Here is a 13,412-nt window from a genome sequence, read left to right as displayed (position 1 = left end):
TGTTGCCGAGTGCTGTGAACCAGACTTGATCAGGGCATATTTTCTGTGAAATAGATTCACAGATGGCCAGACCCGACATAAACCGTTCCGGCGAGATCGAAGTCTTCGTGCGCGTTGTCGAGGCAGGCAGCTTTTCCGCCGCGGCGCGCGCGCTGCGCATGACGCCGTCGGCCGTCAGCAAGCTGATCGCGCGGCTGGAAGCCCGGCTTGGGGCGCGGCTGGTCAGCCGCTCGACGCGCAAGCTGCTGCTGACGCCGGAAGGGGCGGCGTTTTATGAAAGCGGGCTACGCATCCTTGCCGACATGGCGGCGGCGGAGCGTGAGGCGGCCGCGGGCGCCGCGCCGCGCGGGCGGCTGCGCGTCAACACCTACGTGCCGTTCGGGGTGCACCGGCTGATCCCGCTGCTGCCGCGCTTCCTCGAACGCTATCCCGAAATCTCGGTCGATCTGGTGCTGACCGACAGTGTCATCGACCTGATGGCCGAACGCGCCGATGTAGCGATCCGGGCCGGGCCGCTCGGCGAATCACGGCTGGTGGCGCGCAAGCTCGGGCAGAGCCCGGTGGTCGTCGTTGCGGCCCCTTCCTACCTCGAGCCGCATGGCACGCCGCTGACGCCAGACGATCTCGACACACACAACCGGATGGGCTTCGGCTTCGTAAGGCACATTGACGGCTGGCCGTTCCTCGACGCGCAGGGCAATGCCGTCATGATCCCGATCACCGGCAACGCGCTGGTCAGCGATGGCGAGGCAATGCGGCTGATGACGCTGGCCGGGGTGGGCATTTCCCGGCTGGCGCGCTGGCATGTGGCGGCCGATATCGCCGCCGGGCGGCTGGTGCCGCTGCTGGAGGATTTCAACCCGGGCGACGAGGAGGCGACGCACGCCGTCTATGTCGGCCAAGGCCGCCATCTGCCGGCACGGGTGCGGGCCTTTCTCGATTTCCTGGCCGAGACGGTTCGGCTGTAGTTGGAGCCGCGCGTCCATGGGATACGCGGCTTCGAAAAGGCCGGCTTTCCCGCAGGCTATGCCTTAGGGACGAAGGGCGCCGGACGCCGGCCGGCGCCCTGGCGCTCGACCATCCAGCCGGGATATTCGGCCGGCAAGGCGCTCACCTCATCCAGCCTGGCGAGATCGTCGGCATCGAGCTTGAGGCTGGTGGCGGCGAGGTTTTGTTCGAGCTGCTCCATGCGGCTGGCGCCGATGATCACGCTCATGACGAAAGGCTTGGCCAGGACATAGCCGAGCGCCACGGTGGCGACGCTGACATCATGCTTCCTGGCGACCTCGCGCATGACGGCGACCGCTGCCCAGGCGCGCTCCTCGTTGACCGGCGGGAAGTTGAAGGAGGCGCGGCGACCCTCGCCATTGCCCGGCGCGCCAGGGCCGTATTTGCCGGAGAGCAGGCCGCCGGCCATCGGCGACCACACCATCAGGCCGAGCTTCTCCTCGTTGATCAGCGGCACGATCTCGCGTTCGAGGTCGCGGCCGGCGATCGAATAATAGGACTGGATGGTCTCGAAGCCGGCAAAGCCCTTGCGGTCGGCGATGCCGAGCGCCTTGGCGATGCGCCAGGCCTGCCAGTTGGACACGCCGACATAGCGGACCTTGCCGCTGGAGACGAGATCATCGAGTGCCCGCAGCGTTTCGTCGATCGGCGTCACAGCGTCGGTGCCGTGCAACTGATAGAGATCGATATGGTCGAGCTGCAGCCGTTCGAGGCTGGCATCGACCGAATCCATGATGTGGCCGCGCGAGGAGCCGCGCTGGTTCGGCCCGTCGCCCGTGGCGGCATGGACCTTGGTGGCGATGACCACGGTCGACCTGGCAATGCCGAGATCCCGGAGCGACTGGCCGAGCAGGCGTTCGGACTCGCCGAACGAATAGACGTCCGCCGTGTCGAAAAAGTTGACGCCGGCGGCGATCGAGTGGCCGACAATCTCATTGACGCCCTTCTGGTCAAGGCTGGCGATCAGGCCCCATTGGGCGTTCTGGCCGGCGGCGCCGAAGGTCATGGTGCCGAGGCAAAGTTCGGAAACGAAAAGCCCGGTATTTCCAAGCTGATTGTAGCGCATGGCGAAAGCTCCAGAGAAATGTGTGATGACACAAAACAAATAAGAACGGTACGTTTCGTTTCCAGTGCTGGTGCAGCGACCTCGTTGATCTGGCCCAACGGCTAGCGGCTGCCGAAGATGGCGGAGCCGACTCGTATGCTGGTGGCGCCAAAGGCGATCGCCGTTTCGTAATCGCCCGACATGCCCATCGACAGTCCGGCGACGCCGGCCTCCCGCGCCAGTTTTTCCAGCAAGGCGAAGTGCGGGCCGGGATTCTCGTCAGCCGGCGGGATGCACATCAGGCCTTCGATGGTGAGGCCGTGGATTTCCCGGCAGCGTTTGACGAAGGCGACCGCCTCGCGCGGTTCGATGCCGGCCTTTTGCGGTTCGGAACCGGTATTCACCTGGACATAGAGTTTTGGCGCCCGACCTTGCCGGACAATTTCCTTGGTGAGCTCGGCGGCGATCTTTTCGCGATCCACCGTTTCGATGACGTCGAACAGCGCTACCGCCTCCTTGGCCTTGTTCGACTGCAGCGGGCCGATCAGGTGCAATTCAATGTCGGGGAAAGCCTCCTTCAGGTCAGGCCATTTGCCTTGTGCTTCCTGGACGCGGTTCTCGCCGAAGACGCGCTGGCCGGCCTCGATCACGGGTTGGATATCGACGGCGTCGAAGGTCTTGGAGACCGCCACCAGCGTCACCGCGCCGGCTTCACGGCCGGCCTCCTGCTCGGCGGCGGCGATCCTCGCCTTGACCGCTAAAAACTGCTGAACGGTGTCGCCCATATGCAAATCCCGCTGTTTTGACCCGCGTTTTTGTCGGACGCGATGCCCATATGGTTGACGGGTTTGCCAAACCATGGTGAACACCCGGACCACATTTCGCGAACTGCCGGGCTCTTGCCCGCAGTCCGCATGCTTTTAAGTGAAAAACGTCCCATGGCAACCGAACGATACAATCCGCGCGCGTCAGAACCCAAATGGCAGAAGGCCTGGGCCGAAAAGAAGCTTTTCGAAGCGCACAATGACGATCCGCGCCCGAAATACTACGTGCTGGAAATGTTCCCCTATCCGTCGGGGCGGATCCATATCGGCCACACCCGCAACTATACGATGGGCGACGTGGTGGCGCGTTACAAGCGGGCCAAGGGCTTCAACGTGCTGCATCCGATGGGCTGGGACGCCTTCGGCATGCCGGCCGAAAACGCCGCCATGCAGAACAAGGTTCATCCCAAGGAGTGGACCTACCAGAACATCGCCACTATGCGCGAGCAGCTCAAGGTGATGGGCCTGTCGCTGGACTGGGCGCGCGAATTCGCCACCTGCGATGTCGATTACTACCACCGCCAGCAGATGCTGTTCCTCGACTTCGTCGAGAAGGGGCTGGTGACGCGCAAATCCTCCAAGGTCAACTGGGACCCGGAGGACATGACGGTGCTCGCCAACGAGCAGGTCATCGACGGACGCGGCTGGCGCTCCGGCGCGCTGGTTGAGCAGCGCGAATTGACGCAGTGGTTCTTCAAGATCACCGATTTCGCGCAGGACCTGCTGGATTCGCTCGATGGCCTCGACGAATGGCCCGAAAAAGTGAAGCTGATGCAGCAGAACTGGATCGGCCGTTCGGAAGGTCTGCTGATCCGCTGGCCGCTGGCCTCGGAAATTGCCGGCGAGCACGAGCTTGAGGTCTACACGACGCGGCCCGACACCATTTTCGGCGCCTCGTTCATGGCGATCGCCGCCGATCATCCGCTGGCCAAAAAGGCCGCCGAGACCAATCCGGCGCTGGCGAAATTCATCGACGAAGTCCGCCATATGGGCACTTCGGTGGCGGCGCTGGAGACGGCTGAGAAGAAGGGCTTCGACACCGGCATCCGCGTCGTCCATCCCTTCGACGGTACTTGGACGCTGCCGGTCTATGTCGCCAATTTCGTGCTGATGGAATATGGCACCGGCGCCATCTTCGGCTGCCCGGCGCATGACCAGCGCGACCTCGACTTCGCCAACAAATACGGCTTGCCGGTGGTGCCCGTGGTGATGCCGGACGGCGAGGACCCGTCGGCTTTCCAGGTGATCGACGTGGCCTATACCGACAATGGGGCGATGATCAACTCGCGCTTCCTTGATGGCATGACTCCGGACCGAGCTTTCGACGAGGTCGCCAGGCTGCTGGAACAAAAGACCATCGGCAATCGCCCCATGGCCGAGCGCAAGGTGAACTTCCGCCTGCGCGACTGGGGCATTTCGCGGCAACGTTACTGGGGCTGCCCGATCCCGATGATCCATTGCGAGGATTGCGGCGTGGTGCCGGTGCCGAAGGCCGACCTGCCGGTCAAGCTGCCGGACGATGTCGATTTCGACCGGCCGGGCAATCCGCTCGACCGTCACCCGACCTGGCGGCATGTTAAGTGCCCGCAATGCGGCAAGGACGCGCGCCGTGAAACCGATACGATGGACACGTTCGTCGATTCGTCCTGGTATTTCGCCCGCTTCACGGCGCCGTGGGCGCATGACCCGACCGATCCCAAGGCAGCGAACGAGTGGCTGGCGGTCGACCAGTATATTGGCGGCATCGAGCATGCGATCCTGCATCTGCTCTATTCACGCTTCTTCACCCGCGCCATGCGCGAGACCGGCCATGTCGACCTGGCCGAGCCGTTCAAGGGCCTGTTCACGCAAGGCATGGTCGTGCACGAAACCTACCGTGTCGGTTCGGCATCGAACGGCCGCTGGCTGGCGCCGGCCGAAGTGCGGCTGGAGGATGTCGACGGCAAGCGCCGCGCCATCGACATCGCCACCGGCGAGGCGGTCACCATCGGCCCGCTCGAAAAGATGTCGAAGTCGAAGAAGAACACGGTGAGCCCGGAAGACATCACCGATGGCTACGGCGCCGACACGGCACGCTGGTTCATGCTGTCGGATTCGCCGCCCGAACGCGATGTCGAGTGGACCGACGATGGTGCGGCCGGCGCGCATCGCTTCATGCAGCGCATCTGGCGGCTGGTGTCGACGGCGGCCGAGACGCTGGCAGGCATCGCACCGAAGGCCGCCAATGATGGCGACGCCGGAGCGGTTTCCAAGGCCGCGCACAAAATCCTGAAGGCGGTCGGCGAAGACATCGAGAAGCTCGCCTTCAACCGTGCCATCGCCCGCATCTATGAACTGGCCAACGCGCTGACCACTCCGCTCAACGAGGTGACGGAAGGCAAGGCTGATACGGCGCTGAAAAGCGCTTGCCGCGAGGCCGTGGAGATCATGGTGCATCTGATCGCGCCCGTGATGCCGCACCTTGCCGAAGAGTGCTGGGAGGTGCTGGGCGGCACCGATCTGCTCGCCGAACGGCCGTGGCCGGTCTTCGATCCGGCGCTGGTCGTCGACAACGAAGTCACCTATCCGGTGCAGGTCAACGGCAAGAAGCGGGGCGATTTGACAATTGCCCGCGACGCGGACCAAGGTGCGGTCGAAAAAGCGGTCTTGGCTCTCGACTTCGTGCAGAAAGCACTTGAAGGTAAGGCTCCGCGCAAGGTGATCATCGTGCCGCAGAGGATCGTCAATGTCGTTGCCTGATCGGGAAAAGACAGAGTTGAGCGGTCTGCTGCGCCGCATCGCGCTTGCCGGTCTTGTCGGTTCGCTTGCGCTCGTCTCGGCCTGCCAGGTGCGGCCGCTCTATTCCAGCGCGCCGCTGTCGACCGGCTCGACCGCCAATGCCGAGCTGGCGTCGATTGCCGTCAAGCCGGTCCGGACGCGTTATGCCCAGCAGGTGCGCAACAATCTGATCTTCGGGTTCGGGCGCGGCGCCGGCGAACCGGCCTCGCCGCTTTATTCGCTCGATCTCGGCGTGACCGAAGCCGTTGAATCCTCGGTGCTGGTCCAGGTTGGAACCGATCAAGACGAGCCGACCGCCGGTTCGGTGACGCTGACCGCCGGCTACACGCTAACCGATGCGAAAACCGGCGCGGTGATCGCGGTCGGCAAGCGGGCGATCACCTCGTCCTTCGACAGGCCGCGTCAGGAGTTTGCTTCCTACCGTGCGCAGATCGACGCCGAGAACCGTGCCGCGCGCGAACTGGCCGAAGCCCTGCAACTGTCCATCGCCCAGGATCTGGCCCGGCACGGCAAGACGGCCAGCTAGCGCGAGTCGCCGCATCAGAAGAGGCCGAATCGCCCCTCTCTCCTTGATCTCATTTCCTGTTCCCGGCGATCGGACTCGTCGGCAGCCGTGCTGTTTGGCGGCATGTAAATCTCCGCCCGCTGGTTGTCACGCGAGCAAAGGCTCGCCCTTTTTCCGATCGCCGCATTCGGATGAGCAACCGGTCGTGGAAACACGATCGGCTGCTCGAATCCTCATCGTGCGGCGTCGCCGCGAAAGATGCGTCTCGATCGCTCCAGCGACGCTGACAGGAAGCAACTGTTAACCACTCGCTCCCTATTGCTCAGCAGACATTTCACAGTGAGTCTTGAGCATGGAAGCCAGGCGTTTTTCTCGGGTCAATTCGTTGCACGCAGTTTCGCCCGATGACCCCCAAGGAGAGCGTTCCGGCGGCCCGCGCGGCAAGGCGGATGTTCGCCAGCCCGGCGCTTCTCACGCAGGTCATTCCGAGCGGGTCGCCGATTTCGGCGGCGACACCGAAAGCCCTGCCTGGCAAGAGTATTTTTTCCTTGCGCCCAATGTGCGTTTTACACGCACGCCGGACTATGAGCCCAAGCATCGCCAGCAGGACGAGGTTGCCGGGGAGGGTCGCCCGCAGGCGCTCCCGACGCAGCAGGCCGGGCCTGGCGCCGTCATGCATCGCGGGGCGTCACCGGCCGGGTCCGCTCAGCCAGCGCGCGGCGGCGAGACGTCGAAAGGCGTTGTGCCGGCGGCTCCGAAGGTGCCCGCAACGGCACCAGCGGCCACGCGTCCGGCACCCGTCGCCGGGAATGGCGCGCCGGCCAAAGCAGCCACCGCTGAAAAAGCCCGGCGGCCCTATCTTTCGGATCACGCCTTCTTCGAGGGCCTGGCGCCCCTTCTGGTCGATGTGACGTCGCCGGTCCGGCAGGTCAGCCCGGCTCCGCGCGCACCGGTCGCGGCTCCACCGCTTGCCGCGGCGCGAGCCGACGTCTCCGCGTCCGCCGCGGCCGATGTCACCGCCTTGTTCCGTGTCATCGAATGCGTTCCCGGCCAGGCACCGTCCGCCCAGCCCGACGTCTTTCCGGCCAACTCCAACAAGGCCGTGGCCGAGCCGTCCGTTCCGGCTGGCAGGGCTGCCCGGCAGGCTCGGATGGCGGCCGCAGTCGCACCTGCCGCAAGCAGCGCCGCCTCGGCGCCGATTGTGCAACGCGTGGGCGAAGCCGTTCCCGCAGCGCGTGCACCGTCGCTGCCCATGGCTGGCAAGGTTGCCCAGCCGGAGACGGGCGAAGGCTACGAGCTTCCCTCGGAGGAGCTGTTGCAGCAGCCACCCGAGGGCCAAGGCTTCTACATGTCGCAGGAGCGGCTCGAGCAGAATGCCGATCTCCTGGAAAGCGTGCTGGAGGATTTCGGCGTGCGCGGCGAGATCATCCACGTACGCCCCGGTCCGGTCGTCACCCTCTACGAATTCGAGCCGGCACCTGGCGTCAAATCCTCCCGGGTCATTGGTCTCGCCGACGACATCGCCCGCTCCATGTCGGCGGTCTCGGCGCGCGTCGCCGTGGTGCCCGGTCGCAACGTCATCGGCATCGAGCTGCCGAACGAGACCCGCGAGACCGTCTATTTCCGCGAACTGATCGAATCGCAGGGCTTCCGCAAAACCAGCTGCAAGCTGGCGCTTTGCCTTGGCAAGACGATCGGCGGCGAACCTGTCATCGCCGAGCTGGCGAAGATGCCGCATCTCCTCGTCGCCGGCACCACCGGCTCCGGCAAGTCGGTCGCCATCAACACCATGATCCTGTCGCTGCTCTACCGGCTGAAGCCGGAAGAATGCCGGCTGATCATGGTCGACCCGAAGATGCTCGAACTGTCCGTCTATGACGGCATCCCGCACCTTCTGACCCCTGTCGTCACGGACCCCAAGAAGGCCGTTACCGCGCTCAAATGGGCGGTGCGCGAGATGGAGGACCGCTATCGCAAGATGGCGCGGCTCGGCGTGCGCAACATCGACGGCTACAACGAGCGCGCCGCCCAAGCCCGCGACAAGGGTGCGACGGTCGTCATGACCGTGCAGACCGGCTTCGAGAAGGGCACCGGCGAACCGCTGTTCGAACAGCAGGAAATCGACCTCGCGCCAATGCCCTACATCGTCGTCATCGTCGACGAGATGGCCGACCTGATGATGGTCGCCGGCAAAGAGATCGAAGGCGCCATCCAGCGCCTGGCGCAGATGGCGCGGGCCGCCGGCATTCACCTGATCATGGCGACGCAGCGGCCTTCGGTCGACGTCATCACCGGCACGATCAAGGCCAATTTCCCGACCCGCATCTCCTTCCAGGTCACCTCCAAGATCGACAGCCGCACCATCCTGGGCGAGCAGGGCGCCGAACAGCTGCTCGGCCAGGGCGACATGCTGCACATGATGGGCGGCGGGCGCATCGCCCGTGTGCACGGCCCCTTCGTGTCCGACGCCGAGGTCGAGCATGTCGTGGCGCATCTGAAGGCGCAGGGCCGCCCCGAATATCTGGAGACGGTGACGGCCGACGAGGATGAAGAGGAAGAGGAAGGCGACCAGGGAGCGGTCTTCGACAAGGGAGCCGTTGCCGCCGAGGACGGCGATTCCAGCTATGACGAGGCGGTCAAGGTGGTGTTGCGCGACAAGAAATGTTCGACGTCCTACATCCAGCGCCGCCTCGGCATCGGCTACAACCGCGCCGCTTCACTGGTCGAACGGATGGAGAAGGAAGGTCTGGTCGGCGCACCGAACCATGTCGGCAAGCGCGAGATCATGACGGGCAAGCGCCAGCCGGCGGCCGCGTCCCCCGATGACGGCACGGACTGACCGGACGGGCTGCTCTTGATCCTTGGCGCGTAAAAAAAGGCCGGTTGCCCGGCCTTTTTTTGTATCTGGTGTCGGACCGCTCAGCCGATCTTCTGGCCGGTCTTGGCCCAGTCGGCGAGGAAAGCGGCAAGGCCCTTGTCGGTCAGCGGATGGTTGACCAGCGCCTTCAGCGTCGCCGGCGGCGCGGTGATGACGTCGGCGCCGATGAGAGCCGCCTGCTTGACGTGGTTCACGGTGCGCACGGAAGCGGTCAGGATTTCGGTCTGGAAATCGAAATTGTCGTAGATCTGTCGGATCTCCTGGATCAGTTCCATGCCGTCCGAGCCGGTGTCGTCGATGCGGCCGACGAAGGGCGAGATGAAGGAAGCGCCGGCCTTGGCGGCGAGCAGCGCCTGGTTGGCCGAGAAGCACAGCGTGACATTGACCATGCGGTTCATCTCGGTGCGGATGGTCTTGCAGGCCTTCAGGCCGTCCAGCGTCAGCGGGACCTTGATGCAGACATTAGGCGCGATCTTGGCCAGCACTTCGGCCTCCGCCATCATCTGCTTGTATTCGATCGCCACGACTTCCGCCGAGACAGGCCCTTCGACGATGTCGCAGATCTGCTTGGTGACCTCGGCGATCTTGCCGCCCGATTTCAGGATCAGCGAGGGGTTGGTGGTGACGCCATCGAGCAGTCCCAGATCGTTCAGTTCCTTGATCTCTTTGATATCGGCGGTGTCGGCAAAAAATTTCATGGCGGGTCTCCTGACGATTTCGTCGTGCTTGGGAAGGCGCGTTCAGCGTTGCTCTTTGATCTAGACCAAAGTCAGGGCAAGGTCACGCCTCATGATCGAAGATTCGCCCTTTGTCGCGGCCGCACCGGTGCTGGTGCCGATGCCGGCCGAACGTCCCTACACCTATGCCGTGCCGGCCGGCATGCGGGTGGTGCCGGGTTCGATCGTGCGCGTGCCGCTTGGGCCGCGCCAGGTCGCCGGCATCGTCTGGGACGGCGCGGTCGAGCAGGTCGATGCCAGGAAATTGCGCCCGATCGAGCAGGTTTTCGACTGCCCGCCGATCGACCGCGCCATGCGCCGCTTCGTCGACTGGGTGGCGCAATATACGCTGTCGGCGCCGGGCATGGTGGCGCGCATGCTGCTCAGGGCGCCAGAGGCCTTTGATCCCGAACCCTGGATCGAGGGGCTGCAGCGCACCCTGCTTGTGCCCGACCGGATGACGGATGCCAGGGCGCGCGTGCTGGAGACGGCCGAGGGTGGGTTGGCCTGGACGCGCTCCGGCCTCGCGCACGCCGCCGGCGTGTCGTCGACGGTGATCGAGGGGCTGAAAGCGCAAGGCGTGTTCGAGACGGTGATGATCCCGCCGCGCCCGGTGGTGGCCGCGCCTGACCCAAGCTATACCGTTCCCGAACTGATGCCGGACCAGAACGAGGCCGCGTCGATGCTGCGCGCCAATGTCGCGGCCGGCGAGTTCAATGTCGCGCTGCTCGACGGCGTCACCGGTTCGGGCAAGACGGAGGTTTATTTCGAGGCGGTGGCGGCCGCGCTCGAGCGGGGCGGCCAAGTGCTCATCCTGCTGCCGGAAATCGCGCTGACGCATGCCTTCCTCGAACGCTTCCAGCAGCGTTTTGGCGCCAAGCCGGCCGAGTGGCATTCCGACCTGCCGCCGCGAATGCGCGAAAAAGTCTGGCGGCAAGTGGCGGAAGGCGGCGTGCGCGTCGTCGCCGGCGCGCGCTCGGCGCTGTTCCTGCCATTCAAGGAGCTTGGCCTTATCGTCGTCGACGAGGAACACGACCCCGCCTACAAGCAGGAAGACCGCGTCTTCTACAATGCGCGCGACATGGCCGTCGTGCGCGGCCATATAGGCGGCTTCCCCGTGGTCCTGGCGTCGGCGACACCGTCGGTCGAGAGCCGAGTCAATGCCAGCCAGGGCAAATACAACAGGGCCGTTCTATCGGCCCGCTTCGCCGAGGCGGCACTTCCCGACCTCAAGTCGATCGACATGCGGCGCGCGCCGCCGGCGCGTGGCGGCTTCCTGTCGCCGGTGCTGATCGACCATATGCGCAGGACGCTTGAGAAGAAGGAGCAGTCGCTGCTGTTCCTCAACCGCCGCGGCTACGCGCCGCTGACGCTGTGCCGGGTCTGCGGCCATCGCTTCGGCTGCCCGGTGTGCTCGGCCTGGTTGGTCGAACACCGCTTTCGCGGCCAGTTGGTCTGCCACCATTGCGGCCATAATGAGCGCCGTCCCGAAGCCTGCCCGGAATGCGGCACGCTCGACCACCTGGTTGCTTGCGGTCCGGGAGTCGAGCGCATTGCCGAGGAGGTCGTCACGCATTTCCCGGACGCGCGCACCATCGTGCTGTCGTCGGACATCATGGGGGGTGTACGACGGTTGCGGCTGGAGCTGGAGGCAATCGCCAATGGCGAGGCCGATATCGTCATCGGCACGCAACTGGTCGCCAAGGGTCACAATTTCCCTGATATGACGCTGGTCGGCGTCGTCGACGCCGATCTCGGCCTTGCCAATGGCGATCCGCGCGCCGCCGAGCGCACCTTCCAGCTGCTCAGCCAGGTGACCGGCCGTGCCGGCCGCACCGGCAAGAAGAGCCTGGGCCTGCTGCAGACGTTCCAGCCCGACCATCCGGTGATGCGGGCGATCGTCTCCGGCGACGCCGAATCTTTCTACCAGCGTGAGATTTCTGAGCGCGAACGCGCTGCCTTGCCGCCCTTCGGCCGGCTGGCCGGCGTCATCGTCAGCGCCGTGACGCGGGCGGAGGCGGAAGGCCATGCCCGCGGCCTGCGCCGCGCGGCGCCCGAGGCGTCGGACCTGTTCGTGCTCGGGCCGGCGGAAGCGCCGCTGTCCCTGCTCGGTGGCCGCCACCGCTTCCGCCTGCTGATCCAGGGCGAACGGCGCGCCGACATGCAAGGGTTTATCAGGGCCATGCTCGCCAATGGACCGAAGCAGCGCGGCTCGGTCCGGGTGCAGGTCGACATCGACCCGCAGAGCTTTCTGTAGGGACGCAATTTCAGCTACAGCTGTCTCGGCGAGAGAAACGGAAAGATCACATGAAAACCCTTGGCCTGCTCGGCGGCATGAGCTGGGAATCGACCGCCATCTATTATCGCCTGCTCAACGAGATCGTGCGCGAGCGGCTGGGTGGGCTGCATTCGGCGAAGCTTCTCATGTGGTCGTTCGATTTCGCCGAGATCGCCGAGCGGCAGCATCATGGTGATTGGGACGGCGCCGGCGCGCTGCTGGTCGATGCCGCGCGCAAGCTCGAGGCCGGCGGCGCGCAAGGCCTGCTCTTGTGCACCAACACCATGCACAAGCTGGCCGACCAGGTGCAGGCATCGGTGTCGATCCCGCTGATTCACATTGCGGATGCCACGGCGTTGGCGATCAAGCGCGCGGGCATGCAGCGGCCGGCGCTGCTGGCAACGCGGTTCACCATGGAGCAGGACTTCTACAAGGGCCGGCTCGCCGACAAATACGGCCTCTCGCCGGTCGTACCCGATGCGGCCGGCCGCGACATGGTGCATGGCGTCATCTATGACGAGCTTTGCCAGGGCATTGTCTCCGAAGCCTCGAAGGCCGCCTATGTCGCCGAGGCAAACCGCCTGCGCCGCGAAGAGGCCGCCGACAGCCTGATCATGGGCTGCACTGAGATCACCATGCTCATTGGCCAGGGCGATTTCGACATTCCGGTTTTCGACACGACCCGCATCCATGCCGAGGCGGCGGTGGAATTCGCGCTCGGTTGATGCGGGTCTCCTAAAGTGCCTTGAGCCATCTGGCGCGGCATTTTTCCTCCGCTAGAATGCCCGCGATTTCAAGATAGGCATTTCGAGGGACACGATGGATTTTGCGCTTCCATGGCCGACGAGCCAGGGCGAATGGCTGGCCTGGTCGAGCGCGGTCTTCACCGTGCTGCTCGGCCTTCTGTTTTTCCTGGCGCCGGGTCTGGCGTTCCGCATCCTGCGCCTACAGGCGAAACCCGAGAAGGCGGCGGCGATCGCCGAAGGGCGCGGTCGCATGTCGGGCTTCTATCTCGGGGTCGGCCTGTGCTGCATCCTGCTCGCGCAGCCGCTGGTCTACATGGCGCTCGGCTTCTCCTGGCTGTTCACTGCCTTCGGCCGGCTGCTGTCGATGATGTCGGATGGCGCCAATACACCTTTCAATTGGGTTTCCATTGTGGTGGAATTGGCGCTCGCGGCCTTGCCGCTCGCCTTTGCCTTCGGCTTTGTGCCCTGAATCCAAGGGTATTCCGGCGCGCAGGACGCTGATCTTTCGCCGGATGCGACAATAGTGCCTGAAAACCATGCGGAACGACGCATTGCGGTCTTAAAATGCCTGTGCTAGACGGCAATCGACTTTCGGCCGGGGATAGCGGAAGCCGCGCCTCCGTGCTTGAAAAAA

General features: G+C 64.8%; 10 protein-coding genes. 7 read left to right on the top strand and 3 right to left on the bottom strand.

Annotation, left to right across the window (positions count from 1 at the left end):
- Positions 1–62: 62 nt before the first annotated feature.
- The gene (locus EN804_RS26190; RefSeq protein WP_135921674.1) at positions 63–968 is read left to right on the top strand and encodes a LysR family transcriptional regulator; all 906 of its coding nucleotides are present in this window, start codon (positions 63–65) and stop codon (positions 966–968) included.
- Positions 969–1,024: 56 nt separating this feature from the next.
- On the opposite strand, the gene EN804_RS26185 is transcribed toward EN804_RS26190, so the two are convergent.
- Together EN804_RS26185 and EN804_RS26180 are read right to left on the bottom strand one after the other, a co-directional pair.
- Positions 1,025–2,074 (bottom strand): aldo/keto reductase, encoded by a 1,050-nt coding sequence (locus EN804_RS26185; protein ID WP_135921673.1) that lies wholly within the window; start codon positions 2,072–2,074, stop codon positions 1,025–1,027.
- A gap of 101 nt (positions 2,075–2,175) precedes the next feature.
- The gene (locus tag EN804_RS26180) at positions 2,176–2,838 is read right to left on the bottom strand and encodes a YggS family pyridoxal phosphate-dependent enzyme (RefSeq protein WP_135921672.1); all 663 of its coding nucleotides are present in this window, start codon (positions 2,836–2,838) and stop codon (positions 2,176–2,178) included.
- A 153-nt stretch (positions 2,839–2,991) separates the two neighbouring features.
- Between EN804_RS26180 and leuS the strand changes: the two genes are divergently transcribed.
- From leuS to EN804_RS26165, 3 genes are all read left to right on the top strand, one after another.
- Complete coding sequence (leuS, locus tag EN804_RS26175; RefSeq protein WP_127873374.1) at positions 2,992–5,616, top strand: leucine--tRNA ligase; 2,625 nt, start codon at positions 2,992–2,994, stop codon at positions 5,614–5,616.
- On the top strand, positions 5,603–6,181 hold the full coding sequence (lptE, locus tag EN804_RS26170; protein WP_135921671.1) for an LPS assembly lipoprotein LptE: 579 nt from the start codon (positions 5,603–5,605) through the stop codon (positions 6,179–6,181). The genes leuS and lptE overlap by 14 nt, the downstream gene beginning before the upstream one ends.
- A 331-nt stretch (positions 6,182–6,512) precedes the next feature.
- Positions 6,513–8,999: a DNA translocase FtsK gene (locus EN804_RS26165; protein WP_135921670.1), complete on the top strand. Its 2,487-nt coding sequence runs from the start codon at positions 6,513–6,515 to the stop codon at positions 8,997–8,999.
- Between the two features lie 80 nt (positions 9,000–9,079).
- Here EN804_RS26165 and fsa read toward each other — a convergent pair whose 3' ends face one another.
- Complete coding sequence (gene fsa, locus EN804_RS26160; RefSeq protein ID WP_127275648.1) at positions 9,080–9,736, bottom strand: fructose-6-phosphate aldolase; 657 nt, start codon at positions 9,734–9,736, stop codon at positions 9,080–9,082.
- A gap of 91 nt (positions 9,737–9,827) precedes the next feature.
- Between fsa and EN804_RS26155 the strand changes: the two genes are divergently transcribed.
- From EN804_RS26155 to EN804_RS26145, 3 genes are all read left to right on the top strand, one after another.
- Positions 9,828–12,011 (top strand): primosomal protein N', encoded by a 2,184-nt coding sequence (locus EN804_RS26155; RefSeq protein WP_135921669.1) that lies wholly within the window; start codon positions 9,828–9,830, stop codon positions 12,009–12,011.
- A 50-nt stretch (positions 12,012–12,061) separates the two neighbouring features.
- The gene (locus tag EN804_RS26150) at positions 12,062–12,757 is read left to right on the top strand and encodes an aspartate/glutamate racemase family protein (protein ID WP_135883278.1); all 696 of its coding nucleotides are present in this window, start codon (positions 12,062–12,064) and stop codon (positions 12,755–12,757) included.
- A gap of 94 nt (positions 12,758–12,851) precedes the next feature.
- Positions 12,852–13,247: a DUF4345 family protein gene (locus tag EN804_RS26145; protein WP_127275645.1), complete on the top strand. Its 396-nt coding sequence runs from the start codon at positions 12,852–12,854 to the stop codon at positions 13,245–13,247.
- The last annotated feature ends 165 nt before the right edge of the window (positions 13,248–13,412 follow it).

It is taken from the genome of Mesorhizobium sp. M8A.F.Ca.ET.161.01.1.1, from assembly GCF_004792105.1.
Classification (GTDB): Bacteria; Pseudomonadota; Alphaproteobacteria; order Rhizobiales; family Rhizobiaceae; genus Mesorhizobium.
Note: the sequence above shows the minus strand (reverse complement) of the source record. Positions and strands in the feature narration are given on the sequence as shown.

What these genes read in the sequence shown, in the direction of transcription:
- EN804_RS26190 (WP_135921674.1), top strand. Translation starts at nt 63, where the DNA reads ATGGCCAGACCCGACATAAACCGTTCCGGCGAGATCGAAGTCTTCGTG.
- EN804_RS26185 (WP_135921673.1), bottom strand. Translation starts at nt 2,074, where the DNA reads ATGCGCTACAATCAGCTTGGAAATACCGGGCTTTTCGTTTCCGAACTT.
- fsa (WP_127275648.1), bottom strand. Translation starts at nt 9,736, where the DNA reads ATGAAATTTTTTGCCGACACCGCCGATATCAAAGAGATCAAGGAACTG.
- EN804_RS26155 (WP_135921669.1), top strand. Translation starts at nt 9,828, where the DNA reads ATGATCGAAGATTCGCCCTTTGTCGCGGCCGCACCGGTGCTGGTGCCG.
- EN804_RS26180 (WP_135921672.1), bottom strand. Translation starts at nt 2,838, where the DNA reads ATGGGCGACACCGTTCAGCAGTTTTTAGCGGTCAAGGCGAGGATCGCC.
- lptE (WP_135921671.1), top strand. Translation starts at nt 5,603, where the DNA reads ATGTCGTTGCCTGATCGGGAAAAGACAGAGTTGAGCGGTCTGCTGCGC.
- EN804_RS26145 (WP_127275645.1), top strand. Translation starts at nt 12,852, where the DNA reads ATGGATTTTGCGCTTCCATGGCCGACGAGCCAGGGCGAATGGCTGGCC.
- leuS (WP_127873374.1), top strand. Translation starts at nt 2,992, where the DNA reads ATGGCAACCGAACGATACAATCCGCGCGCGTCAGAACCCAAATGGCAG.
- EN804_RS26150 (WP_135883278.1), top strand. Translation starts at nt 12,062, where the DNA reads ATGAAAACCCTTGGCCTGCTCGGCGGCATGAGCTGGGAATCGACCGCC.
- EN804_RS26165 (WP_135921670.1), top strand. Translation starts at nt 6,513, where the DNA reads ATGGAAGCCAGGCGTTTTTCTCGGGTCAATTCGTTGCACGCAGTTTCG.